At 57.9% G+C, this 25,703-nt stretch carries 19 protein-coding genes; 13 read left to right on the top strand and 6 right to left on the bottom strand.

Annotation, left to right across the window (positions count from 1 at the left end):
• Positions 1-127: 127 nt before the first annotated feature.
• Complete coding sequence (locus HNI00_RS19625; protein WP_277772554.1) at positions 128-943, top strand: ABC transporter permease; 816 nt, start codon at positions 128-130, stop codon at positions 941-943.
• A 197-nt stretch (positions 944-1,140) separates the two neighbouring features.
• Here the strand turns inward: HNI00_RS19625 and HNI00_RS19620 are convergent, their stop codons facing one another.
• Positions 1,141-2,115, bottom strand: coding sequence for a carbonic anhydrase (locus HNI00_RS19620; RefSeq protein ID WP_316788696.1), 975 nt, complete (start codon positions 2,113-2,115; stop codon positions 1,141-1,143).
• Between the two features lie 393 nt (positions 2,116-2,508).
• Between HNI00_RS19620 and HNI00_RS19615 the strand changes: the two genes are divergently transcribed.
• From HNI00_RS19615 to HNI00_RS19600, 4 genes are all read left to right on the top strand, one after another.
• Positions 2,509-4,509, top strand: coding sequence for an ABC transporter ATP-binding protein/permease (locus tag HNI00_RS19615; RefSeq protein ID WP_316788694.1), 2,001 nt, complete (start codon positions 2,509-2,511; stop codon positions 4,507-4,509).
• 61 nt (positions 4,510-4,570) lie between these two features.
• Positions 4,571-6,082 (top strand): bifunctional folylpolyglutamate synthase/dihydrofolate synthase, encoded by a 1,512-nt coding sequence (locus HNI00_RS19610; protein ID WP_316788692.1) that lies wholly within the window; start codon positions 4,571-4,573, stop codon positions 6,080-6,082.
• Positions 6,083-6,213: 131 nt separating this feature from the next.
• Complete coding sequence (locus HNI00_RS19605; RefSeq protein WP_316788690.1) at positions 6,214-8,328, top strand: DUF4912 domain-containing protein; 2,115 nt, start codon at positions 6,214-6,216, stop codon at positions 8,326-8,328.
• 443 nt (positions 8,329-8,771) lie between these two features.
• Complete coding sequence (locus HNI00_RS19600) at positions 8,772-9,344, top strand: peptidoglycan-binding domain-containing protein (protein ID WP_316788688.1); 573 nt, start codon at positions 8,772-8,774, stop codon at positions 9,342-9,344.
• A 226-nt stretch (positions 9,345-9,570) separates the two neighbouring features.
• Here the strand turns inward: HNI00_RS19600 and HNI00_RS19595 are convergent, their stop codons facing one another.
• Positions 9,571-11,547, bottom strand: a complete 1,977-nt coding sequence (locus HNI00_RS19595) for a choice-of-anchor Y domain-containing protein (RefSeq protein WP_316788686.1) — start codon at positions 11,545-11,547, stop codon at positions 9,571-9,573.
• Between the two features lie 191 nt (positions 11,548-11,738).
• Positions 11,739-13,856, bottom strand: a complete 2,118-nt coding sequence (locus tag HNI00_RS19590; protein ID WP_316788684.1) for a serine/threonine-protein kinase — start codon at positions 13,854-13,856, stop codon at positions 11,739-11,741.
• 272 nt (positions 13,857-14,128) lie between these two features.
• On the opposite strand from HNI00_RS19590, the gene HNI00_RS19585 reads away from it, so the two are divergent.
• The 3 genes from HNI00_RS19585 (at position 14,129) to HNI00_RS19575 (ending at position 17,023) form a co-directional block, all read left to right on the top strand.
• Positions 14,129-14,320 carry a hypothetical protein gene (locus HNI00_RS19585; protein ID WP_316788683.1) on the top strand — a complete coding sequence of 64 codons (192 nt, stop codon included), beginning with the start codon at positions 14,129-14,131 and terminating at the stop codon, positions 14,318-14,320.
• Between the two features lie 4 nt (positions 14,321-14,324).
• A complete protein-coding gene (locus HNI00_RS19580; RefSeq protein WP_316788681.1) occupies positions 14,325-15,302 on the top strand; it encodes a glycosyltransferase family 2 protein in 978 nt (325 codons plus the stop codon).
• A gap of 119 nt (positions 15,303-15,421) precedes the next feature.
• Positions 15,422-17,023 (top strand): hypothetical protein, encoded by a 1,602-nt coding sequence (locus HNI00_RS19575; RefSeq protein WP_316788679.1) that lies wholly within the window; start codon positions 15,422-15,424, stop codon positions 17,021-17,023.
• A 96-nt stretch (positions 17,024-17,119) separates the two neighbouring features.
• Here HNI00_RS19575 and HNI00_RS19570 read toward each other — a convergent pair whose 3' ends face one another.
• On the bottom strand, positions 17,120-17,332 hold the full coding sequence (locus HNI00_RS19570) for a hypothetical protein (RefSeq protein WP_316788677.1): 213 nt from the start codon (positions 17,330-17,332) through the stop codon (positions 17,120-17,122).
• 177 nt (positions 17,333-17,509) lie between these two features.
• Between HNI00_RS19570 and HNI00_RS19565 the strand changes: the two genes are divergently transcribed.
• On the top strand, positions 17,510-18,091 hold the full coding sequence (locus tag HNI00_RS19565; protein WP_316788674.1) for a Uma2 family endonuclease: 582 nt from the start codon (positions 17,510-17,512) through the stop codon (positions 18,089-18,091).
• A gap of 25 nt (positions 18,092-18,116) precedes the next feature.
• Here the strand turns inward: HNI00_RS19565 and recQ are convergent, their stop codons facing one another.
• Entirely contained in the window at positions 18,117-20,408 is a 2,292-nt protein-coding gene (gene recQ / locus HNI00_RS19560) for a DNA helicase RecQ (RefSeq protein ID WP_316788672.1), read from the bottom strand.
• A gap of 260 nt (positions 20,409-20,668) precedes the next feature.
• Here recQ and HNI00_RS19555 point away from each other — a divergent pair, with 260 nt between their 5' ends.
• The 4 genes from HNI00_RS19555 to HNI00_RS19540 all read left to right on the top strand — a co-directional run bounded on the left by HNI00_RS19555 (position 20,669) and on the right by HNI00_RS19540 (position 24,844).
• Complete coding sequence (locus HNI00_RS19555) at positions 20,669-21,589, top strand: prohibitin family protein (protein ID WP_316788670.1); 921 nt, start codon at positions 20,669-20,671, stop codon at positions 21,587-21,589.
• A gap of 283 nt (positions 21,590-21,872) precedes the next feature.
• Positions 21,873-22,289: a fluoride efflux transporter CrcB gene (gene crcB, locus HNI00_RS19550; RefSeq protein ID WP_316788667.1), complete on the top strand. Its 417-nt coding sequence runs from the start codon at positions 21,873-21,875 to the stop codon at positions 22,287-22,289.
• A 22-nt stretch (positions 22,290-22,311) separates the two neighbouring features.
• A complete protein-coding gene (crcB, locus tag HNI00_RS19545) occupies positions 22,312-22,725 on the top strand; it encodes a fluoride efflux transporter CrcB (RefSeq protein WP_316788665.1) in 414 nt (137 codons plus the stop codon).
• A gap of 34 nt (positions 22,726-22,759) precedes the next feature.
• Positions 22,760-24,844 carry a cation:proton antiporter domain-containing protein gene (locus HNI00_RS19540; RefSeq protein WP_420156227.1) on the top strand — a complete coding sequence of 695 codons (2,085 nt, stop codon included), beginning with the start codon at positions 22,760-22,762 and terminating at the stop codon, positions 24,842-24,844.
• Between the two features lie 55 nt (positions 24,845-24,899).
• Here HNI00_RS19540 and HNI00_RS19535 read toward each other — a convergent pair whose 3' ends face one another.
• Positions 24,900-25,568, bottom strand: a complete 669-nt coding sequence (locus HNI00_RS19535; RefSeq protein ID WP_316788662.1) for a Uma2 family endonuclease — start codon at positions 25,566-25,568, stop codon at positions 24,900-24,902.
• Positions 25,569-25,703: the final 135 nt, after the last annotated feature.

The following is a 25,703-nucleotide window of genomic DNA, read 5'->3' as shown; positions in this document are numbered from 1 at the left end:
AATTGCAAACTACGCTCGTGGCAATCCAGCAGGCTGCACCGACAGCAACCGGACGACAGGCCAGCGGCTAGGAAGATTGTAGACAGAGAGTGTGGCGTTTGAACGAGGAGCGTTTTGGCACAAGCCTATGACAGCATTGAAACCCATTCGACAGCGGGGTGTGAAGTTCGCCTTCAACCAGCATCAGCTCGAAAACTACCGCGATCTGCTGTTTGTTCTGTTTCAAAAAGAATTCAAAGTCCGCTATAAGGGCAAGTTTCTGGGCTATCTCTGGTCGATCGCCAGCCCGCTGGCCTTTGCAATGGTGTATTACATCGCCTTCAGCGGCATCATGCGCGTCGCGGTTCAGGGCTATCCGCTGATTCTGGTGTCGGGGCTGTTTCCCTGGCAGTGGTTCCAAAACTCCGTCGGCTCTGCGCCCAACCTGTTTGTTGGCAATGCCAGCCTGATCAAAAAGCTCAACTTTCCGCGCAATATCCTCTCACTGTCCACCATTCTGAATCACATGGTGCATTTCTTGCTGTCGCTGCCTGTGATCCTCATTTTCATGGTGATTTACGGCAAATCGCCGACGCTGGCGTGGCTCTACGGGCTGCCCGTCATGATGGTGGTTCAACTTTTTACCGTCTATGGGCTGGCGCTGGTGCTGGCGACGCTGAACCTGTTTTTGCGGGATATTGAGCGGCTCACGCAGATTGTGATGACGTTTGTATTTTATTTTACGCCGATTATTTTCACGGCGGATATGATTCCTGAGCGATTCCGCCCGCTGATTCCGCTGAATCCGGCCGCGCCGCTGATGATTAACTGGCGAAACCTGTTTCTTTACGGCTATATCGACGGACACTACCTGCTGATCAGCGCGGGCTATGCAGTGTTGTTCTTTATCATCGGCACGCTGGTCTATCGCAAGCTGTCGTGGAAGTTTGCAGAAGTGCTATAGGCAATCCAAAATCGCCAATCTAAGATTCAAAACCCTAATCAAACACTAGGGCGTGCTTTAAAACCTTTTGATCCCCCCTAGCCCACCTTAGGAAGGGAGGAACTGGGCAACACCGCTCCGGAAGTCCTGCTTTTCAAGGGGGATTTAGGGGGAGCGACTCAGGACAATCAACGGCCTAGAACGTTTTAAGACACTGCCTAGCGTGAACCAGAGCCTCGATAAATGCGATCCTGCTGTTCTGGCGACAGGCGCGTGCGAGGAAACCAGTGCGCCCCGCGAGACGCACCTGAGCTAGAAGTTTCTGACGCAGCAGATGGGGCAGATGTTACGCCCTTAGATGCGCCATTGCCGTTCGACGCGCCATTGCCATTTGCCGCCGCAGCGCCACCGCTACCGCTAGAACCTTTACTTGTGCTGTTGATATACCAGGTGTTGCTGGTCGTTGCACTGCTGCTTTTGCTGTTAGGGGCGCTCGCTGCCGAACTCATTGGCATATCGCAAGCGACTGGCGCATCCGTCAGCAAATCGGGATCTAGATCGTCCTCCGGGAGTTGGGCATGGGGTGGAATGTAGGCGTGCTTTTCGGCATCGTAGGCCCACACCTCGCCGCGATCCATGTCGTAGATCCAGGCGTAAATCTTGAGCGTGCCGTCGTACAGCTTGGAGTGAATCGACGGATAGGTTTTCAGGTTTTCGATCTGCGTCAGGACGTTTTCTGCAATCGTGGCGTTTAGCAGTTCCTCTCCCTCCAGGTGGGTATAGTTTTCCTTGATCAGCAGACGAGTCGCCTCGGCGTGCTTTAGCCAGTTATAGACCAAGGGCATCTTTTCTTCGAGCGTGTTCAGCTTGAGTAGCCCTTTCATCGCGCCGCAGTGAGAGTGGCCGCAAACCACAATGTTGCGAATGCCCAGCGCTTCTACTGCATACTCGACTGACGCGCCCTCGCCGCCGTTGGTTGCGCCATAGGGCGGAATGATATTGCCCGCATTGCGAATCACAAAAATTTCACCCGGTTCTGCGTTGGTCAACAGTTCCGGCCCAACCCGCGAATCGGCACAGCAGACAATCAGCGCCCTCGGATGCTGCCCTTGTGCCAGTTCTTCGTAGAGGTCGATATGAGTGCAATAGAAGCTCTTTTTGAACTCACGCAGACCCTTGATTAGTTTTTTCATGGCTGGGTGCCTTGGGCGATAGAAATGCAGGAAAAAGGGGGTGGGAAAGCGCTTGCTCTGACCAATCTTTTGACCAGTCTGCTCTCTCTGACCAATCTACAAAGAACGGGCAGAGTCGGTGCGTCTTAGCAAGCAATCTTTATTATCGAACAGCGCGGCCCGTCTTAGTGTTTATGGATGCTAATCGGAGCAATAAGCAAGGGAGAGAAGTCGGCAGCCGAGACTAAACCCGCGCCAAAGCCCTGGCTCCTGCCCTTGTTTCCCTGAAATCGGCGGCAATTCTTCCTGCCAGCGTCTCTCACACTACAATGAGATGCAGCAATAAGATGCGGCCTGCTGAAGCGCAGTGCGATGCAGCCTGTAAACGCCCTCTGTTAACTTGCAACACAACCCATGACCGCTGACACCCCGAATTCTTCCCTGAATCGTCTCAATCGTTTTGACTGGCGGCTGTGGAATCGCTTCGTGGCGATCGCCCAGCCCTACTGGTTTCCCACCGGGCGCGGCGGCTGGCAGTTTTTTGTGCTGCTGGGGCTATTGATCGTGTTTCTGTTTGCGCTATTGGCGACGGTGGTGGGCCTGCTCACGCTTGCGATCGCACGGGGCTTTCCCGAATTCATGGCAGAAACCGCAGGCGGCATGGTGTCTTTGGCAAACACGCTGTTCAGCCCGCCGATGGTGTTTGTGCTGACGGCAGGGCTGATCGTTCCCTGGATTGCGTTCTTTTTTGCGCGAGACAAGGTGCTACCGCGCTGGCAGCAGTGGACGTTTTTGGCGGCGCTGCTGCTGCTGCTGCTGTGTGTCAGCGGCATGAACGTGGTGATCAGCTTTGTGGGCAATTTCTTCACCACGGCGCTGGCGGAAAAAGATGCGCCGACGTTCTGGCGATTTTTCATCGTGTATGCGGGCGTGTTTGCGATCGCCACTCCCTTTGTGGTGTTCTACCGCTATGTGCAAGACCTGCTGGGGCTGCGCTGGCGAGAATGGATGACCAACAGCTTTTTGGGACAATACTTCAGCAATCGCGCCTATTACGACCTCAACTCAGACGACCTGATCGACAACCCCGACCAGCGGATCTCGCAAGACATCAACTCCTTCACTAGCTACAGCCTCAACTTCCTGCTAATCTTCCTGGGGTCGATCATCGACGTGATTTCCTTCACGGGCATCTTGCTGTCCAAGTCTGTTGGTCTAACCGTGTTTCTAATTTTTTACGCCCTAGTAGGAACGGTCGTTGTGGCGCTGCTGGGGCGACGGCTGATTTCGCTTAATTTCAACCAGCTCAAAAAGGAAGCCGATTTTCGCTACGGGCTGGTGCATGTGCGCGACAATGCCGAATCAATCGCCTTCTACCAGGGCGAAGCGCAGGAGGCAGGGCAACTCCAGCGACGGTTTGTAGAGGTGCTGCGGAACTACCATTTCCTAATTGGCTGGCAGCGAACGATGGGCTTTTTTCGCACGCCCTACCGATATCTCACCTTCATTCTGCCGTCTGCGATTCTGGCTCCGATGCTGTTTCAAGACCAGATTCGATTTGGCGACATCAGCCAGGCCAACTTCGCCTTTTCCCAAATCTTTGAAGCCTTTGCCCTGGTCGTTTTGCAAATCAACCAGCTCAGCGAATTTGCGGCTGGCGTAAACCGTTTGGAAACCTTTACCGAGTCCCTCCAAGACAAGGTAGACAAGCCCCTGGAAGCAGGCGAAACCGCCATTGATACTGTGGAAGATTCTCAAATCTCGCTGGAGCATGTGACGCTGGTGACCCCCAAAAATCAGCGCCTCCTAGTCCGCGATTTGTCCGTCAAGCTGGAGCCGGGCCAGGGGCTGGTGATCGTGGGCCACAGCGGCGCGGGCAAGAGTTCCATTTTGCGGGCGATCGCCGGATTGTGGAATCAGGGCACCGGTCGCATCGTCCGCCCCGACCTAGACGAAATGCTATTTTTGCCTCAGCGTCCCTACATGGTGCTGGGCACGCTGCGCGACCAGTTGCTCTATCCCCATCCCGACGCACTCATTGACGAGGGGCAGTTGCGCTACGCCCTAGAGCAGGTGAATCTGTCGGATTTGCCGGAGCGGGTCGGCGGCTTTGATGTGGAGCTAGACTGGGCCAACGTGCTGTCTTTGGGCGAACAGCAGCGCCTCGCCTTTGCCCGCCTGCTGCTGACCCGGCCGCGCTACGCCATTCTGGACGAGGCCACCAGCGCGCTGGATCTAGCAAACGAGCGCCGCCTCTACGACCAACTCCGCCAAAAAGACACCACCTATATCAGCGTTGGCCATCGCCCCAGCCTGCTGAAATATCACGACTACGTGCTGGAACTCACAGGCGACACCACCTGGCGGCTCACGCCCACGGCTGAATATCAGCCCGATGATTACGTTTTCGCCTGATTTCCCGATCAATTCGATTCGATTCGATCTATATCTTCGATCTGTATCAATGCTTCGATGAATGGCTCTCGACCCTGACCTCACGCTCCCTGGCGATTCACCCGTCCTCGATCCGGTGGATGCGCTGCTGAATCGCTTTACCCATTTTGGCGTGGAACTGGGGCTAGAGCGGATTTCGCGGCTGCTGGCGGCCCTGGGAAATCCCCAGCGACAAGTGCCCGTGCTGCACGTCGCAGGCAGCAATGGGAAAGGATCTGTATGTGCCTATTTATCCGCCGTACTGGTGCAGGCGGGCTATCGAGTGGGACGCTATACATCCCCCCATTTGGAACACTGGTGCGAACGGATCTGGCTCAACGGCGAGGATATTTCGGTGAACGCGCTGCACTCGCTTTTAGAAGAAGTCGTGGCCGCGATTGATCCCAACTACCCGTCGCCCACCCAGTTTGAAGTGGTCACTGCTGCGGCATGGCTATACTTTGCGCGACAGCGGGTCGATGTAGCGGTGATGGAAGTGGGGCTGGGCGGGCGGCTGGATGCCACCAATGTCTGCGATCGCCCCCTCGTCAGCCTCATCACCTCCCTCAGCCGCGAACACTGGCAGCGCCTCGGCCCCACCCTGGCCGACATCACTGGCGAAAAAGCCGGAATCCTAAAAGCCCACTGTCCAGCGGCGATCGCCCCCCAGCCGCCAGAAGCCGCCGCCGTGCTGCAAGCCCGCCTGCACGCGCTCCAGTGTCCTGCGATCTGGGTGCAGCCTGCGGTCGATCTGGGCAACGGCTGGGCTGAGTGGCAGTGGGATGGCGGGTTAGGTAGCGAGATAGGCGGCGAGGTAGGTAACGAGATAGGCAACACGGTAGATAACGCCCCACGCCCCAACGCCGTCATCTCCTACCCGCTACCCCTCCCCGGCGCACACCAGCTCACCAACTCCGCCGTTGCCCTGGCTGCCTTGCAACTGCTGCGGCTGCGGGGGTGGGCCATTTCGGATGCAGACATCGTGGCAGGCATGGCCAGGGCGCAGTGGCGTGGACGGATGCAGTGGATGGACTGGCAAGGGCATCGGCTGCTGATCGACGGGGCGCACAATCCGGCTGGGGCGATCGCCCTCCGGCAGTATGTCGATCAGCAAATCGATCAGCAAATCGAGCGGGGCGATATAGCTCCGCAAAGCTGGCGCGATATAGCTCCGCAAAGCTGGCGCGACCACCCCTCGTCCCCCATCACCTGGGTCATCGGCATGATTGGCACGAAGGATCACGCGGACGTATTTCGGGCGCTGCTGCGGCCGGGCGATCGCCTCCATCTTGTCCCTGTTCCAGAGCATTCTCCCGTTGACCTGGAAAAGCTGGCCGCGCTGGCCACCGAGGCACAGCCACAACTGGCGCGATCGCAGCGGCATTCGGACGTATGGCTGGCACTGGAGGCGGCCTTCAGTGCCTCTGAAGAGTCTGCCCCTGTTGCTACACAATCGGGCGATGGCGCACCCTTGGTCGTGTTGTGCGGATCGCTGTATCTGATTGGGCATTTCCTGAAGCGCTGTCGGCTGACAAGCGCCAAGAATCTTGCGTAATCTGGTTCATTTTTGGCGCAAGTGACATAGGATGTAAGCGCATAGAGAGCAGGCGATAGACAAACTCGTATAGAGCGTCCGCTTGGTTTATCAAAACGCTAAACAAGACCGTTTCATCTGAGAGTTGCGCTATGAGTAGGATTAAACATCGGGGAACCTCCGCCGCGACGCTGGTGTTTCTGCTGTCGGCCGCGATCGCACCGTCCATCGCGGGGACTGCTGCCTGGAAGACAATGGGACTAGCGCCGGCCCTGGCTCAAAGCGGCACAACGGGATTTGCGCTGCCTGCCAGCGTTCCCAGCGGCACTCGTATCAATATCAACGGCTCCCCCAGCCTCAGCGCAATTAACCAGGCGTTCAAACAGCAGTTTGAATCGCGTTATCCAGGTACTCAGGTCAACCTTTCTGCCGACGGGGCCGAGGATGCGTTGCAGGCGGTGGATGCGGGCCGGGTAGACTTGGCGGCGATCGCCCGTCCGCTGACGGATGCCGAAAAAGCGCGAGGGCTGGTGGCGGTGCCTGCGGGACGGCGCAAAATTGCCTTTATCGTCGGCAGCAACAATCCGTTTAACGGCAGCCTCAGCGATGAAGCCGTCTCCCAAATTTACTGGGGCGATGTGACGGATTGGTCTGCCTTTGGCGGTGCGCCAGGAGCGATTCGCCCCATCGACCGGCCCGAAGGCAGCGACCTGCGGCGGGCGATCGCCACCTATGACAAATATCGCACTCGTCCCTTTGGCACCGGCAGCAACGTGGTGCGGCTGAATCCAGACACCACCGATGAGCTAGTGCGGCAGTTGGGCAACGATGGCATTGGCTATGCGATCGCCGATGAGGTGCTGGGTCGCTCGGACGTTCGCGCTGTGCCGATGGACGACGTGTTGCCGTCCGACCCCCGCTATCCCTTCTCGCTGCCCGTGTTTTATGTCTACAAAGGGCCCCAGCCCAATGAGGCGGCCCAGGCGTTTCTGGGCTTCGCGACCGATGCCAATGTGCAGGCTGCGGTCAGCCCCGGTGCAAGTGGCGCACCTGTTGCCCCGCCCCCGGTCGCCGTTGCGCCGGCCTCGCCCGCCGCTCCAGATGCCTCGCCCGTCGCGCCCGATGCCTCGCCAGTGCCTGATGCCTCGCCTGCGGAGCCTGCCGCAACGCCCGTGCCGGGTGAGCCTGTGCCTGGGGAAATGCCTGCGGGAACGGTTTCTCCCGCGCCAGAATCTCCGGCGGAGACTGCCGATGAGCCTGCGGAAGGCAGCAGTTTCCCCTGGTTCCTGTTGCTGGCTGTGCCGGTGCTGGGCGGGCTACTGTGGTGGCTATTCCGCAAGCCCGAAGACGAGGCCCTGCTCGATTTGCCAGGGACGAGTCGGCTAGTGCTAACACCCCGCTCCTGCCGCGATGTCTATGCCTATTGGGAATTGTCGGAGGCGGATCGCGCATTGCTGGCAGAACAAGGCGGGCGCAATCTCCAGTTGCGGCTGTATGACGTGACGGGAAAGGACGCGAGCCGCGCCGACGAGCGCAATATGCAGCAGTTTGACTGCGACGAAAATACGCAGGATTTCCACATCCCGGTTGCCGAAGAAGCCGGAGACTACGTGGCTGAAGTCGGCTACCTGTCGAATGAGCGAGAGTGGCTGCCGCTGGCACGTTCGGCGGCGGTGCATGTGCCTGCCTGCGTGCCGGGTGAAACCGAGGGCGGTTGGGCAGAGTCTGGCATTGGGTCGGGTACTGAGTCGGGTACTGAGTCGGGCGTTGGGTCGGGCATTGCGACGGGTGCAGTGCCTCCGGTTGGCGTGCCAGCCCCGACCGCGCCGCCGATTGGGGCGATCGCCCCCAGCCGCATTATCCTGGTGCCCCGCGATGAGAGCGATGCCTACGTGTATTGGGAAGTCTCGGAACAGCGGAAAGCAGCGGCGCGGCAAAACGGCGGCGAGGTGATGGCGCTGCATCTCTACGACGTGACCGAGCGCGAAGCGGGGGGTGTCCTGCGCCCTGTGCGCCAGTTCCAGTGCAACGAGGCCATACCTGATTGCCACATCCCAATTCCGCAGCCCCATCGAGATTATCTGGTGGAACTGGGTTACGTGACGCGCGATCGCCGCTGGATCAAGCTAGCCCAGTCTGAACCCGTCCGAGTTCCCCCAGCGTCGGATGTGGTTACGGCGGAACAGGTGCTTGCGGCGGAACCTGACCCGCTCAGCAACTTAAACCTGAGCGACCTGGATCTAGACGACCTGGATCTAGATCTGTAGGACGACGCTGGCCACCGCGTGGTATCCTTAAAACTTTGAAGAAGCTGCCCGGACGAGAACCCACGGCGATTGTAGTTTCACAGTATAATCGCCGATATGGGTGAAGTTTTATTGACCTTGCCCGGTGAAGTTTTCAACTCACAAGTCCTCTACCTTAGAAAGCATCGAAGACGCAATCTGAGTAGACGGATGCCCATAGGTCAACGCTGGGAGTCCTGCGCGTGTTGCAACGCAAGGCGCACAGGTTCTAGCGCGGCTCGAAGGTGTCCAACTGCTGAGATCAGCACGTCGGAAAAGCATTCTAAGGCTACTTTCACGAGGTAATCCTCACAACCCAACCATGAAACAAAAGCCGTGTGCGGGGCGGGGCATCTTGTCCCAAAACCAAACCACGCGGCGACATGCACACAATCAAGTCCCACGCCAGGGGAAGGAGACTCGAAATGACCCTAGATCAATCGCGGGCGATCGCCAACAAGCCACTTGCAACGGCAATCGTTTCTGCCAACCCAACCTGTTTGTACCCCTGGGATACGGGACACGCCGTTGCCGAAGTGCAGGAACTCCTCTGCGCTCATGGCTATCGGGTTAAGGTGGATGGGGATTTTGGCTGGCTGACGGAAGAAGCGGTTCGCGCCTTCCAGCGGCGGCAAAATCTGCGGGTAGACGGGATCGTTGATCCAACAACCCTCGCTACCCTCAAGGCCACCCTCCAGCCTGGCTGTCGCACTCTGCGCCCTGGCCATTCTGGAGCCGATGTCTACGTATTGCAGAAAGCGCTGAACCGATTGGGCAATGCTTTGACCGTCGATGGCGTGTTTGGCGAAAAAACGGCTGAGGCGGCGATCGCCTTTCAAGCCCAAAACAGCCTCACCCCCAGCGGCACTGTCTGTCCCCGCACTTGGACTGCGCTCCACAAAGCGCTCAATCCTGACCCCCAAACTGCTCAGCCTGAGCAACCCAGGGTGAAAATGCATCGTCTGCGCCGTCTGGTGCCCGCTCTTGGGCGAGTTTAGCCGGCCGTCGCGATTGTCGAGTTGAGAGGTTTAATTATTTTGGATAGCCATAGTTGAGTGGGGCGCTTGATCAAGTGCCCCATTCTTGTTTTGTAGCGACTTTTGTAGCGTGCTTTGTAGCGATTTCGTGTAGCGACACTGAATTTTTAGCGATACAGATTAGCTATACAGGTTTAGCGATACAGGTCTTGCAGCGAAACAAAACACAGTTACACACAAAACACGGCTACACAAAATAATTGCTGACCCGCAGCGCACCCCGGTTGGCATCGCCCGCGTCAAACTGCATTCCCGGCATCGCCACCAGAAAATCATTGCGGGGACTGAAGCCTGCCTTTTGGTCATTAAAGGTCAGATAGCGAGTGCCTCGATAGGTAAAGAACGTCGCCTCCAGCGCCCTCAGCGCTTGTTTGCCTCGCTGCTTCTGGTTTTTGTCGGCAAAGGCGAGCCGGGTGGCATCCAGCAGCGTTTTGGCGCGAATCCTGCCTGCGTTGAAGAGCTTTCTGGGCAGATCGGGGGTGGCAAGATTATCGTCAAAATCAAACTGAATGACATCGGTCGGCCCAAAGTTCAAAATGCGATCGGGTCTGCGAACTGGAGAGGTTTGCAGGGCTGCTCTGAGCGTTGCGCCTGCGAACACATGGACATCGGCCCCCGGCCCGCCGTCGTAGGTGTCTTGCCCCAGCCCGCCGACCAGCGTATCGTCGCCGTCGCCGCCAATCAGCAAGTCGTTGCCTGCCAATCCCCAAATTCGGTTATTCGCGGCGTTGCCTGTCAGGGTATCGTCATTTTCAGTGCCGATAAATTCGATTTGCAGGGGTGTGCCGCCCGTGCCGCCGCCTACACCGCCGCCTGTACCGCCGCCTGTTCCACCACCTGTACCGCCGCCTGTACCGCCGCCTGTTCCACCACCTGTACCGCCGCCTGTGCCGCCGCCTGTTCCATCGCCTGTGCCGCCACCCGTACCGCCGCCTGTACCGCCGCCTGTTCCACCATCTGTACCGCCGCCTGTGCCGCCGCCCGTATCACCACCCGTACCGCCACCTGTGCCACCCGCTTGAATCGTGATAGTTGCGGCTGCAAAGGCTGCGCTGAAGGGAGTAGAGCCGCCGTTTGTGCTGGTATTAGTGCGGTCGCCATTCGATTTGCCATCTGTCGTATCCCACGCCCGAAAGGTGAAGTTTGCCGTGCCGCCAAAGCCAGCATTCGGCTGAAACCGCACCCGCGTCTGGGTTTGCAGCGCTAGTTGATAGAAATTCACCGATGCCCGCGCCGATGTCGTGTTGTCGCCCAAAAAGATGACATTGGGTTCTTCGTAGGGATCGACTGGTTCCGTGCCGCCCGGTGGCGTAACTCCTGCAAAGGCTGTGTAGTTTCGCAGCGGCCCAGACAGAATTTGATTGCCATCGGCAAACAGCGTGTAGCGATTGCCCAGAATCGTCAGTCGATAGTCGGCAACCTGATTGGTGTTAAAACTGACGGACTCTGCCGCCACAAACAGGTTGTTCGGCTCCCCGCCGGGATTGGGCGTGATGCCATCGCCCTGGGCAAAGATCTTGCCCGTTGAACTATTCATCTGCTGAAAGCCCAGTTCAATCGCCTTGGTGTTGGTCTGGGTTGTCACGAGGATGCTGAAGCCGGCCCGGTTTTCGTTGCTGCGAGCCTCTGAAGCCAGGTTAATGCTAAAAGCAACCGTAAACCCTTGGTCTGCATCTAGGTCTGGGAAACTGGCGTTAACCAAGTTGCCGCTAGTGTCTTTGTTGCCGTACCCAGCATAGGCTAAGTTGCGAATAGCATCAGGAAAAGGCGCAACGCCCAGCGTATTGAGATTTACGCCTCCAGAAATCAGTGATTCGGTGGTTGTCCCAAAATTACCAAAGGCTAGCCAGGGCTGGTCTGTGGGTTTGGTGCCCAATAGTCCGCTGTAGAGGGTGTAGGCTCCCAGGATGAGGGAAGAACTCTCGGAAACGGAGCCGAAATTAATCCAGGTAGTGCCGCCGTCGAGGGAATATTGCCAGGTGCCGTTGGTATTGTCTGCGCCTGTGATGGCGATGCCCGTGGGGTCGCCGTTGACATCGGTGATCCGGCCGCCGACGAGTTCCGACAGGCTGATGCCGAGGTTGGCGGCTGGGGAAATATCAGAGGCGATCGCCCCCAAGGTGACGGCTCCTGAGGTGTCCAGCACGGGCGCAAGATTTGCCATAGAACTTTCCTATTTCCCCTAGTTTCCGAAGCCAACGAAAATTCTCTCGCAGCGATTCCAGATTGGCACAGTCAATTTGAGGTTTTCATGAAGTGCTGCTAACGCTACGTAATCTTTGGGAGAAGGTTCTAGATCAACACTTCGACAGAGGATTTATTCGCCATTCCGTGGAAAAGCCTACTGCTAATTCCTCAGTTCCCCGGCCGCACTGGCTCATCAGACTGGCGCGGCGTGGGGCGATCGGGGCTGGCGGGGGTCGTGATCACGCGATCGACCGCCAAATTGAGCCGATAGCGCAGCGCCTCGCGGCCTCTAGACACCACGACAAATTCGTAATAGCCGCTCTGGGGAAGGGTTCCTGCCCAGCGGGTTGTTTCAGAGTCTTCCAGGATCGGCGGCACCTGGGCGCTGGGGGTCGGCGGGTAGATGGAAAACAGCGCCGCGCCAGAATTGGTTTCCAGGTCAAACCGGGCGGGCTGCTCGGCTTGCAGGTTGGCAATGTAGACCCTGCCCTCACCGGGTTTCAGGTTGCCGCTTGCCGATTCGCCCAGCGATCCGGGTGCGAACTCGATGCGGCTGAGGGTTTTGCCCGCCTGCATCGCTGCCACCTGATCCGCCGCCATGCCCTGCCAGACTTGGCCGATGGGGGCGTTGATAAAATCCTGCCCGCGTAGGTCGGGGAAGCGGTTGAAAAACTGTGCATCGGTTAGGTCATTGAGGGCGCGGCTGCTGACGTAGAGCTTGTTCACGGCATCTCGCCAAGCCGTGCGATCGCTCGCCGAATATTTCCCCAGTTTGCGCCGAGCCGTGCTGCTGAGTTCCTGCTCAAAGATATCCAGCCACTCAGCGGCGATCGCATCCCAGCGTTCTCGCCATTCCTCATCTGCCTCGCCTTTACCCAGGCTGCGGCCGCCTAGTTCGGGATAGCGCTGATGAAAGGTGGTGTCGGTAATTCGCACCAGAAAGCCAGAGTCTATGCCCAAATCCTGCCGTCGTTGGGTGAGGGCTGCTTTGCGCTGGCGCTCCTCTGCCGAAAATTCTGGCTCTGGCGATGGGCTGACGGTTTCCACCACGTCCGGCGGCGACTCGCCCCCCGGCAGCAGCGATAGCCACACGTCGCGCGTCCCCCACACGGCCGCAGACACTCCTGCGGCGATCGCCACCGTTGCCAAAATCGGCCCCAGCCCAATGCCACCCAGGGGAGCCTTTGTCGTAGGCAAGCGGGGCGCAGGCGCAGGGACAGCCGCCGTAGGCACTGGGTTCGGCGGCGGCGAAACGGGCGGCTGGGGCGAAACGGCGTAGGTCGGCTGGGTCGAGGGCGGCACGGGCGATGGGTAGGCGGCGGGTGGCAAGGTTCCCGGTGGGGTCAGCAGGCTAGGATTCGCTCCTGGCAGGGGTTGCAGGGCTTGCAGCACCTCAGCGGCGGTCTGGAAGCGATCGCGCGGCGAGTCGGCCAGCATTTTCATCAGCGTGCGGCTGAGCGTTGGACTCAGCTTGACTCCCTGCCGCCACGTACCCGCCGACAAATCGCCCAACTCCCCCGGTTCCTTGCCCGTCAGCAGCACCAGCACCGTCACCGCCAGCGCATACAAATCGCTGTGGGCATAGACCTGGCCGTGATCCATCTGCTCGTCTGGCGCGTAGCCCACCTTCCCGACGCGGGTCGGCGTGGGGGCGCTGGGCGTATACTGCGAGGCGACGGACGCGGCGACCTGCTTTACGCCACCAAAGTCGATCAGCACGGGCAGTTGATCGGCGGTTCGCAAAATCAGGTTATCCGGCGCAATGTCGCGATGCACCACGCCCAGGCTGTGGATATAGTGCAGCACGGGCAGCAAATCGCGCATCAGTTGCGTCACTTCCGCTTCCGAAAAGGTTTTTCCCTGGAGGCGGCGCTGATCCAGCAGTTGGCGATAGGTCGGCCCGTCCACATAGTCCTGCACCAAAAACAGACTGGGCTTGCCGTTGAACTGGGTGCGGCAGAGTTCCCGAAAGCGGGGAATCTGGGGATGCTGAAGCTGATACAGCACGCCCGCTTCTCGCTGAAACAGTTCCTCTGCCTTTTGCAGGGCATAGCTGCTCTGCACCTGGGGCGCAAACTCCTTCAGCACGCAGGATTCTCGAAAGCGGTTCTGGTCTTCTGCTAGGTACGTCCGCCCAAAGCCACCATGCCCCAGCTCGCGCACAATCTTGTAGCGATCGCCCAATAATTCCTGCCCGCCCGCTGCCGTCGATAGCGCCTCTCCACACCAGTTGCAAAAGCGACTGCCGGGGGTGTTGGCGTGGCCTTGGCTGCAATAGAGCGACATGGCGGGAAGGGTGGGGGGGGTAGGGTTGAGAAATCCTGAAATGGCTGAGCAGTCGTTTGATTCTGGTAATTCTGAACTGCAAGCTGACCTGGCTAAACCTAGCCTAGTCTAGCAAAGGGAGTCGGGAGGAACTGCAAGGGCCCCTGGCCAATCGATAGGCGAATCTACCCAGACTGATCTGCCCAAGCGAATCTGCCCAGGCGAATCGGCGGTTGCCTATTCGTGTTTTACTGGCATTTATGATTGGATGTTTAATCCTTCTACAACCATTTTTGCGAACGGTCTGGACGCTGGATCATCTGGACACTGGATCATCTGGACACTGGATCAACGGAATCTGGATCAACTGTGGGAACTGTTTTGCGCCTGCGATCGCCCTCTATAGCAATCGGGATGTTGTTGGGCAATCAAGACGTGGGGAAATCGGGGTGTGGGGCAATCGGGGTGTGGGGGCGATGGGCTGAACCTATGACCAAGCTGATTATTCAAATTCCCTGCTACAACGAAGAAAAGACGCTGGGGCTAACGCTGTCGGAACTGCCGCGCCAAGTTCCGGGAGTAGACGTGGTGGAATGGCTGATTATTAACGACGGCAGCCGCGATCGCACGGTGGACGTGGCCAAAGCCTACGGGGTCGATCACATTGTCAACTTTTCGACCAATCAGGGCTTAGCCAAAGGTTTTATGGCAGGCTTAGAGGCTTGCCTCAGGGCCGGGGCCGATATTATCGTCAACACCGATGCAGACAATCAATATTGCGCCGAAGACATTCCCCGGCTGATCCAGCCAATTTTGCATAAGCAGGCGGAAATCGTCGTTGGCGAACGCCCGATCTGGGAGACAAAACACTTTTCCACTACCAAAAAGGTGCTGCAAAACCTGGGTAGCTCCATCGTGCGGCTGGCCAGCAATACCGACGTGCCCGACGCGCCCAGCGGGTTCCGCGCCTTTAGCCGCGAGGCCGCCATGCAGCTTAACGTGTTCAATAACTACACCTACACGCTGGAAACCATTATCCAGGCGGGGCAAAAAGGAATGGCGATCGCCTCCGTGCCGATTCGCACCAATCCGCAAACCCGCAAGTCGCGCCTGGTTCGCAACATTCCGTCCTACGTGTGGCGATCGGCCACCACGATTCTGCGAATCTTCATGCTCTATCGGCCGCTGCGCTTTTTCCTCATGGCGGGCACATTACCGATGGGGCTAGGCGCACTGCTGGGTCTGCGCTGGCTGCTGCTGTACTGGTTCGATGACCCCACCCGCGCCCGTGCGCCGAGCCTGATCCTGGCGGCGGTGCTGGTGCTGATCGGCTTCCAGCTTTGGATGTTTGGGCTGGTGGCAGACTTGATGGCGGCAAATCGGCAACTGCTGGAGGAAAATCGCCTGCGGCTACGGCGCATCGAGTTGGAGCGGGAGAGACAGAAAGGGGAAAGGGCGCTGGAATGAATGATGGAAATGATGGAATGGGATGATTGAATTGCCGGATGCTCGGTCGCTCCAAACCGTTTCCCCAATATTTCTCCAAATACTTCCCCCCAATATTTCCCCAAAACTTTCCTGAAGCAATGCGTGACCTCTTTGCCCGTGAGGCGCTGGCCCAAATTCCCAAGATCCTGACGCTGGGCGATCGCAATCCCCACAGCCCTACCTACGGCTGCTTCGATCGCAACTTCTGGCATTACAAAATCATCGACTTTCCCAGCGGCATGGCGCAGGAGTTTGTGCTGCCGCTGGCCCTGGCCTATGAAGCAGATGCGCCAGACAATCCCTACTATCGGCAGGCGGCGATTCGGGATTGGGTGGGGGCAGGGATTCTCTACGCGGCAAAAAGCGCCCACAAGGACGGGTCGTGCGATGACTATTTTCCCTTCGAGCGGGCGGGCGGGGCAGCGGCCTTTTCGCTGCTGGCGTTTGTCGAAAGCTATCGGCGGCTGGGGCTGCAAAATGACGAAATCATTCGGTTCCTGGTGCGGCGGGCCGACTGGCTAGCCCATCATCAAGAAAGCGGGCGACTGACGAATCACCAGGCGCTGATCGTGCTGGGTTTGGAGCTGTTGTCGCGGATGCTGAATACATCGCACTGGGAGGCGGCCAAGGCGCGGCGGCTAGAACAGGTGTTGTCCTGGCAGAGTGCAGAGGGCTGGTTTCAGGAATATGAAGGCTGCGATCCGGGCTATCACACGCTGACGATTTCCTGTCTGGCGTGGCTATATCGGCTGATTCCCGATATTCGCCTGAAGGAGTCGCTGGAAAAAGCCGTGGGGCTGGCAGCGCATTTTATCCATCCCGACGGCTCCTTTGGCGGCGAATATACCAGCCGCAATACCTACAACTTTTTCCCCTACGGCTTTGAGCTGGTGGGGCAGTGGATGCCGGAGGCGCTGAGCATTAACGATCGCTTCTTGCGCGGGCTAGCCAACGGCAAAGCGCCCTGCTATGCCGACGACCACATTATTGGCCACCACACCTGGAACTATCTGCTGGCGTGGAAAGACTTTGTGCCCCAGCGCCCAGCGGTGGACTATCGCCCCAAGGAAAGCCTGTGGCTGCCGGAGGCGAAAATCCTGATCGATCGGCGGGGCGATACGGAGCTATACCTGGGGCTGAACAAGGGCGGCGTGTTTAAGCTGTTTCGGGGCGATCGCCTCTTGCTCTCCGACACGCAGTTCTCCTTGCAAGTACAACAGGGCCGCAAGCTGAAAAACGCCGTGGGTCACCTCGTCGGCAGCTATGATATTCACCTGGAACCCAACGACCTCACAATTCAGGGAAATCTCGGCTGGGCCAAGCAAAAGCAGATGACCCCGCTAAACCTCATGATTTTGCGCGTGGTCATGCTGACGGTGGGGCGCTTCTTCCCTAACCTAATCCGCAAACTATTGCAAAAAATGCTGATCGTCGGCAAAAAGCCAGCCCCCTTCCGATTTTCTCGGCGGCTGCGCTGGGTGGGCGACGGAGAAACCGGACGGTGGCGCATTACCGACGAACTCCGCGCCGACGACTGGCAACCCGTGGTGGAGGCTGGCATTGGCGGCGACCAGACCTCGATCTACGTCGTCATGAGCCGCACATTCCAAGCGGGCCAGTTGCAACCCTGGCTCGACCTGACCGACCAAGTTAGGGCATTGCGGCCAGGCGAAACGCTAGTGGTGGAGCGAGAGATTTAGCGGGTTTGGAGCATAGACAAAGAGCGATCGCCCACCGTGTAAATAGACGAAGTAAATAGGCGATCGCCCCCTTTCCAATCCCCTTTCCAACACCGCCTAATTCAGCAGGGCGTAGTATCTGATTTCCACAACGCGCCCGCCGTCCAGCGAAAAGGAAAACGACTCGGATTGATCCGACCCGCTGACGTAATAGATCAGCATTTCGCCATCTGCCAGAGAAGGCGAACCGTAGGCATTGGTCACTGCCTCGTGGGTGTCTCCCACGCGCACCCCGGCCCCTGTTGCCACGTCCCGATGGGTAGTACCCATTTGATCACGCTCTCACTGTTACACTTGGGGCAGCCAATACACTTGGGGCAGCCAACACACTTGGGGCAGCCAACACCCGATTTTCAGCGCATCTGGCGCACCGCCTCGTACCATTTGGCATTGTCTATCAGATGCTCCCGGTAACTAACCATTTCAAATCTTGGAGGTAAGCCTGTCATGATGGCTCAAACTGAGACAAAACGCTATACCGCTGAAGAATATTTGGAGCTTGAAGTTGCGTCGGAAACCCGCAACGAATATCGCGATGGAGAAATTATTCCGATGACTGGTGGAACCCCCGAACATAATCGTATCAGTGGTAATCTATATATTGCTTTAAGTCTGGGATTGAAGCGCAAACCCTATGAAGTTTTTCATGTCGATCAGCGGCTTTGGATTCCGGCTGCAAGCATCTACACATATCCTGATGTGATGGTGTTGCCAAAGCCGCTAGAGTTGCAAGCTGGGCGAAAAGACACGGTGATGAATCCCTGTTTTATTGCTGAGGTGTTGTCCAAATCAACCCGCAGCTATGACCGGAGTGATAAGTTTGCGGCTTATCGTACTATCTCTAGCTTTCAGGAATACCTGCTCATTGATCAGGATCAAATCCACGTTGAGCATCATGTAAAAGTTGCGGAAAATCAGTGGCTTTTTTCTGAATATAACGATCCAGAATTTAACCTTTCACTTCGCACATTGGATTTGCAAGTTCAGATTGCAGGTCTCTACGAAAATATTGAGTTTTCTGAAAGTTAAATAGAGGCTAAATGTTCGCTGTTTTCTAGCTATCTAGGCGATTGGTATGTCGCCATTTGGCACGGACGAGGCGAATAGAATCGTAGTCAATGGTTTCGCCCAGCGTGGTTTGAATATATTCGTGAATCGCCTTGAGCGACGCAGTGTCCACCGCTTCGATCGCCCGTTCAATTTTTGCTTGGCGATCGCCCTCTACCAGCTTTCCCAAATCCACCGCCTGCCCCGCTTCTAATAACTTATCCAGGTGGTTGTAAATCGTATGGATGCCGCAGCCGCGCTTTTCGGCAATCTCTGCGGGCGACAAGCCCTGCTGATGCAGTTCTAGCGTGTAGAACACAGTGCGAGACACAGATTTAAGACGCAGCGCCGAACGAGATTCACTACGATCGCGCGGTGGTTTGGCATAGGCGAGTGTAGGATCAAACGAATCGTCATCGGAATTGCCGGGGATAGCTCCCAGACTAGGCGATCGCAGTGGAATGTCATTCTCTGTGCAAAAGTCGCGGATTTCGGTGACGAACGTTTCACCGTATTGCTTTAGCTTGCGGCTGCCCACGCCAGAGATCCGCGCAAACTCACGCAGCGTGTGCGGCTGTTTTTCCGCCATTTGCCGCAGGCTGACATCAGAAAAGACCACGTAGGGCGGAACGTTTTGCGCGTCGGCGAGGCGCTTTCGCAACTGGCGCAGGCGCTCAAACAGGCTGTCGGCTTTGGGGCCGGTTTGTTTCAAGAAGCGATCGCCCACGGGGGCAGGTTCATCGAGCGATCGCGCAGGCAGGGCAATCATTACTGTCCTCTGACCCCGCATCACCTCCCAGCTTTGGGCATTCAGCTTGGGGATGGAATAGCCATCGGTGGTTTCGTCCATCAAGCCCTGGTGCAAGAGCGATCGCCCCAGATGTTTCCAGGCTTCGGCGCTGCGGTCTTTGCCAATGCCGTAGGTGGAAAGCTGGTCGTGCCCATGTTGCAGCACTTTTTGGCTGCGAGAGCCGCGCAGCACGTCGATGATGTGGTTCATGCCAAAGCGCTCTTTGCAGCGGGCAATGCAGGACAGCAACTTTTGCGCGTCGATGGTCCAATCTTCCACGGGGCGCGGATGCAGGCAGTTGTCGCAGTTGCCGCACTGCCCCGCAAAGCTTTCGCCAAAGTAGGCCAACTGAATCTTGCGGCGACACTCTGTTCCTTCGGCATAGTCCACCACGCGGCGCAACTGCTGGCGGGCGATGCGCTGCTCGTCTTCTAGCGGCTCCCCCGTCGTTGGATCGACCTTCTGGGAAATCAGAAACTCGACCGTGTTCAAATCGCCATAGCCAAAGAACAGCGTGCATTTTGCCGGATCGCCATCGCGCCCGGCCCGCCCTGCCTCCTGGTAATAGTTTTCCAGGCTGCGCGGCAGGTCATAGTGAATCACAAACCGCACGTCGGGCTTGTTGATGCCCATGCCAAAGGCGACCGTTGCCACCATCACGCGCACGTCGTCGCGAATAAAGCGCGTTTGATTCGCAGCGCGGATTTCGTCCTCTAGTCCGGCGTGATAGGGCAGCGCCTCAATGCCGTCTTGCTGGAGCCGGAAGGCGAGTTCGTCTACCTTTTTGCGGCTGAGGCAATAGACAATGCCAGCGCCGGGGGTTTGGCGAATCAGTTGCAGCAGGTGGCGATACACATCGCGCTGCTTGGGGCGCACTTCGTAATACAGGTTCGTGCGGTTGAAGCTGGCGACGTGGATGCGCGGGTGTCGCAGAGTAAGCTGAGCAACGATATCTTCCTGGACGCGGTGGGTGGCGGTGGCCGTCAGCGCTGTCATGGGCACGGCGGGATAGCGCTGGCGCAGGGTTTTGAGCTGGCGATATTCGGGACGAAAGTCATGCCCCCACTCCGACAGGCAGTGGGCTTCGTCGATGGCAAAGGCGGCAATGCCTACTTCAGCATCGATGCGTTCCAAAAACGGCAAAAAGCGATCGCCCATCAGTCGCTCTGGCGCGACATACAGCAGCTTGATCTGGCCCGCCAGCACGGCCTGTTCCGTCGATCGCAGCTCCGTCGGCCCCAGACTGCTGTTCAAAAACGCCGCCCCAATGCCGTTGTCCTGCAATGCCTGCACCTGATCCTGCATCAGCGCGATGAGTGGCGACACCACAATCGTCACCCCGTCCATCAGCAGCGCCGGAAGCTGGTAGCAAATCGACTTGCCGCCGCCCGTGGGCATGATCACTAGCTGATCCCGCTGGGCGATCGCCGCTTCGACGATCTCCCGCTGTCCGGGGCGAAAGGCATCATAGCCGAAGTAGAATTTGAGGGCTTCTTCGGGGGTGGGCATGGAGAGTGATGGGAGTTTTGGAAGAGGGAATGATGGAGGATGCAAGATCAGCCGTCTCGGAAGGTCTGCTGCATCTCTTCCAGAGTACCCAAACTAGCTAGCTGTCCTCTGCTCTGGATGCAAGGTGATTTCAGTGGGGTGCTATTAGAACACTCTGTCACTTGTCTCGGCCCGCCACCTTTGACCTCTGCAAAATCTGGAATCTGTCTGGCGCATATTGGAAGCAGAGTATAAGAGCGTTTTGGAGCGTCTAGGAACCCATGAAATCAATCACAGACAATGCGTTTCGGGGACTGCTGATTATAGGGGCGATCGCCCTCTTTTTGGCATTCAATTCCTTTGTGGTGATTAATCCCGGCCAGGCCGGCGTGCTGAGCATTCTTGGCAAGGCCCAAGACGGCACGCTGCTGGAGGGCATTCACCTAAAGCCGCCGTTCGTGTCCCAGGTGGATATTTACGATGTCACGGTGCAAAAGTTTGAGGTGCCCGCCCAAAGTTCCACCAAGGATTTGCAGTATCTTTCCGCCAGTTTTGCGATTAACTTCCGGCTGGACCCCATGCGAATTGTAGAGATTCGCCGCAAGCAGGGCACGCTGGCCAACATTGTGACCAAGGTGATCGCGCCCCAAACCCAGGAAGCCTTCAAAATCGCTGCTGCCCGCCGCACGGCCGAAGAGTCCATTACCCAGCGAGAGGAGTTGAGGCAGGATTTTGACATCGCCCTCAGCCAGCGGCTAGAGAAATATGGCATTGTGCTGCTGGATACCAGCGTGGTGGATGTGAAGTTTTCCGATGAATTTGCCCATGCCGTGGAAGACAAGCAAATTGCCGAACAGCAGGCCCAGCGAGCGGTTTACATTGCTCAACAGGCACAGCAAGAGGCCCAGGCAGAGATTAACCGCGCCAAGGGCAAGGCAGAGGCCCAGCGGCTATTGGCAGAAACGCTGAAAAGCGCAGGTGGGCAACTGGTGCTGCAAAAGGAGGCGATCGAGGCGTGGCGCGAGGGAGGCGCTCAGATGCCTCGCGTGCTGGTGATGGGCAAGGATGCCGGGAGTGTGCCCTTTTTGTTTAATCTAGGAGATCCAGACGAGGAGCCAGTCGCAAAACCAGTGGACTCAAACGATCGCCCCCTCCCCAACAGCAAATCGGGCAGCAAAGTCAGCAGCAAGGATTTATTCTGACGCAATGTGCAACTTTGCCGATTCCCCGCAACCTTTTCTGGGATGCCGAAGGCTTAAGCCCTCTTCCAGAGCGGGAAAGACTTTAAGCCACTGTTGCTCCCCTTTTTCCGAATTGGGAGAAGGGGTTGGGGGATGAGGGCAGATTCAAAGCTGCACATCGCGGTTGCACATCGCGGTTGCACATCGCGTAAAAGATCTATGATGCTTCCTGGTTGCTTTTGATCAAGCAGCCTCGATCCAGCGACTTGTGCTGGGGCGATCGCCCCTCTTGCTTTCTAGACCTATGCCGCAAAATCCCGCCTTCCGAACCCCAATGGCGATCGCTCTGGGTGCTATCCTCGGTGCCCTCAGCCGCCATTTCCTCAGCGGTTGGATTTCCCACTGGGTCGGCTCTGACTTGCCCATCGGCACGCTGCTAGTAAACCTGACGGGCTGTTTTGGCATGGGGCTATTGGCGACGCTGTTTGGCCAGCGGGTGCTGGGTCATGCGCCCGAACTTCAGCTCATGCTGACGACCGGGTTTCTCGGCTCCTACACCACCTTTTCCAGCTACGAGCTAGACTTGGCACGGCTGGCCTATCAGCGAGAACTGGCGGCCGATGGGCTGTATTGGGGCGCGAGTACCTTGCTGGGGTTTGGCAGCCTGCTGCTGGGGGTGTGGGTCGCCAGGGCGATCGCCCCACCCATCACCCTAGATTAATCCAAACTACCCCTCCCTCATCATGTCCACCGGCTCAGATTCGCTGCCGCTAACCGTGCTTCTGATTTCCCTAGGCGCAGTGCTAGGGGCCTTGAGCCGCTACTACGTCACCCGGTTTTGCACCCGGCGGTTTGGGCTGGACTTTCCGGTGGGGACGCTGCTGGTGAACCTGTCTGGGTCGCTGCTGATGGGCATGGCAGCGGGGCTGTTTCGCATTCGCTTTGCGCTGCCCGATCCCGATCACCTGTTGATGGTTGGTTTTTTTGGCTCCTACACGACCTTTTCCACCTACGCGCTGGATGTGTATTCCCTGTTTCGGCGGCGGGCGATCGCCCCAGCGCTGCTCTTTTGGCTGGGCAGTCCGCTGGCGGGGTTTCTGTGCGTAGAACTGGGCATTGTGCTGGCGCTCTGGCTAACGGGAGGAATTTCCTCCTGAGAGCAGGGTGAAGAATTCCAACAGGCAGATTAGGATGATGCTGACACGTTTGCACATCCAAGGGTTGCCTGTGGTTCTTCAACCTGCCCTCGTGGCGTTCATTTTCCGGCCGATTACCGACCCGGTGGCGGTGTTTTTGGTGATCATCGCCATCATGCTGGTGTCGCCGCTGGTGTTTGAGCGGATTCGGCTGCCAGGGATTGTGGGGCTGATTTTGGCAGGGCTGATTGTGGGGCCCTACGGGCTGAACATTTTGGAGCGCGACAGCACGATTGTCCTGCTGGGCACGGTGGGGCTGCTGTTTCTCATGTTTATGGCGGGGCTGGAAACCAGCCTGGATGATTTGAAAACCAATGCCAGGGGCGCAATTTCCTTTGGACTGGCCACGTTTCTGATTCCCATGCTGATGGGCACAGTGGCGATGCTGCTGTTGGGCTACTCGTTTTTGGCAGCGATCCTGGTTGCATCGTGCTTTGCGTCGCACACGCTGCTGTCTCTGCCCATTGCCAGCAAGCTGGGCATCATGCGGACGCAGACGGTCACTATTACGCTGGGCGGCACGCTGATTACCAACGTGCTGGCGCTGCTGGTGCTGGCGGTGGTGGTGAAGGCGCACCAAGGCGATTTGACGCTGAGCTTTTGGCTGTTTCTGATTCCGTCGCTGGCAATCTATACCTTCGCAACCCTGTGGGGAGTACCGCGCATCGGGCGCTGGTTTTTTCAGCGGTTTGGGCACGATGAAGGGGCCGAATTTACCTTTGTGGTGGCGGCGCTGTTTTTGGTGTCCTATGTGGCACGGCTGATCGAGATTGAGCCGATTATTGGCGCGTTTTTGGCGGGCGTGGCGATCGCCCCCCTGATCCCCCAGTTCAGCCCGCTGATGAATCGGATTCAGTTCATCGGCAACAGCCTATTTGTGCCATTTTTTCTGATTTCGGTGGGGATGTTGGTGAACCCGCTGATTCTGCTTCAGGAACCCAAGTCGATTGCAGTGGCGGCGGTGATGGTGGGCGTGGCAATTGTGGCGAAGTATCTGCCCGCCTGGATGACGAGCAAGTGGTTTCGCCTCAGCGACCCCAGCATGATGGTCATGTTTGGGCTGTCGGTGGCGCAGGCGGCTTCCACCCTGGCGGCAATCACTGTTGCCTACAATATCGAACTCGTGGATCAGCCGACCGTGAATGGCACGATTATGATGATTTTGGTGACCTGCATCGCGTCGCCGTGGATTACCTCGCGCTGGGGCGATCGCATTCCCCTTGCCTCCGACACCGCCACCGAACCCGCCTCGACGCTGGTTGCCGATTCGCAAAAAGAACTGAAAACCGTGCCGCTGCGGGTGCTAGTGCCCGTGGCAAATCCCGATACCGAAGCAAACCTGCTGCAACTGGCGCTGATTTTGGTCTGCTCGACGGAGGGGACGCTGCTGCCGCTGCATGTGCTGCCCGACTCGCAAGACTGGCTGACCGCGGCAGATCGCAGCCAGCAAGCCATGCTATTGGGCGCGGCCGAAACCCTGGCCAACGCCGCCGCCGCAGAGGTGGAACCGATTGGACGGATCGACGACTCCATCGACCGGGGCATCTTGCGGACGGCGCAGGAGCGGGAGGCAAACCTGATCGTCTGCGGCTGGAAGGGCTTTTCCACCTACCGCGACCACCTGTTTGGCAGCGTGATCGACAACGTGGTTCGGCGGGCGGGCATTCCCGTCTTGGTGACGCGGCTGATGCAGCCGATGAATACGGTAAAGCGGGTGCTGCTGGTGGTGACGGCGGAAGACCTGGCCTCGCCGCAGTTTGCCGAAGCGCTGGCGCTGGTGAAGGGGCTGGCGGCGGGGCTAAAGGCGACCTTTGTGCTGGGACTGGCGATGTCGGACGAGGCGATCGCCACCAACCAACTCGATTCCCTCAAAAGCGAACTGAAGGATTCGGTCTATCCGCTGCACGGCGACATCGTTCGCAGCCTGTCCTATATCCTCGACCCAAATGATTTGCTCATCCTGCTGCATGAAACGCGGCCCTATGCTTTTGGTCAGCCAACGCTGGGCGTGACTCCAGAGGCGATCGCCCGCCAGTATCGCGCCGTCTCAATGGCGATCGTCAACCTGCCTAGCAGCTAAACCCGCCTGCAAACGCAGCCCGCAAACCATCCGCCAATTGCGTCAGTTCTGAGTGTTAACGAAGCGCACTCAAAAAGGCCTGGTGTTCTGGGCTGCCAATGCCAGCTTGAAGAACCTGAAGCACTAGGCTGAGATCGCCAGAGATCAGAGCTTCGCTGGCTAACCATAGGCCTGGAAACTCCCGACTGCACAGAATACCCGACGCATTCGCGGCGAGCGATCGATATTCTCCAGCCTCCAGGCAGAACCAATCAATCTGCTGGCTGTAGGTGCGCCAGACCACGTACTCTCGAATCCCATTGCGGCGATAGACTCGAAGCTTGTCGTGTAAGTCGTAGGATGCGCTACTGGCGGCAACTTCAACAACTAATTTGGGGGAACCTTCGATATAGTCCTCTTCATTAATCCAGGAGCCTCCCCCTTCCTTGAGCCGCAATACCGCATCAGGCTGGGGTTCATTGTCTGCATCTAGGCGCACCGTAGGATTATCGTAAAGCTCAATGCCCGGAGTAGCGGCTTTATACGTCCACAGCCAGCCCATGATGTCGCCGTGCGGCTTGCCGTGAGCTTCGGCACGCAGTGGGGATGCTACGTAAACCACTCCTTCAATCAGTTCAGCTTTTTTGAGGTTGGGCATGGCCCGATAGCGCCGCTCGAACTCATCACGGGTCAGGCGATCGCCGCTCTCTAAAGGAGGAATTTTGATGAGTCGTTCCGCCGTCATGCTGGAGAGGTTAGGCTATCTCTGCAATTTACGGTTCTTCGCAATTTGCGGTCATTTTACGCATCTTACGGTCACGTTACGGTCATTCTAGCAAGGCAACTTGGGTTAGCCGCCTCTCCTAGCGCGACGGACGGA

It is taken from the genome of Thermoleptolyngbya oregonensis NK1-22 (genome assembly GCF_032705245.1).
GTDB classification, from domain to species: Bacteria; Cyanobacteriota; Cyanobacteriia; order Elainellales; family Elainellaceae; genus Thermoleptolyngbya; species Thermoleptolyngbya sichuanensis.
This window is presented reverse-complemented; position numbering and strand designations above follow the sequence as displayed.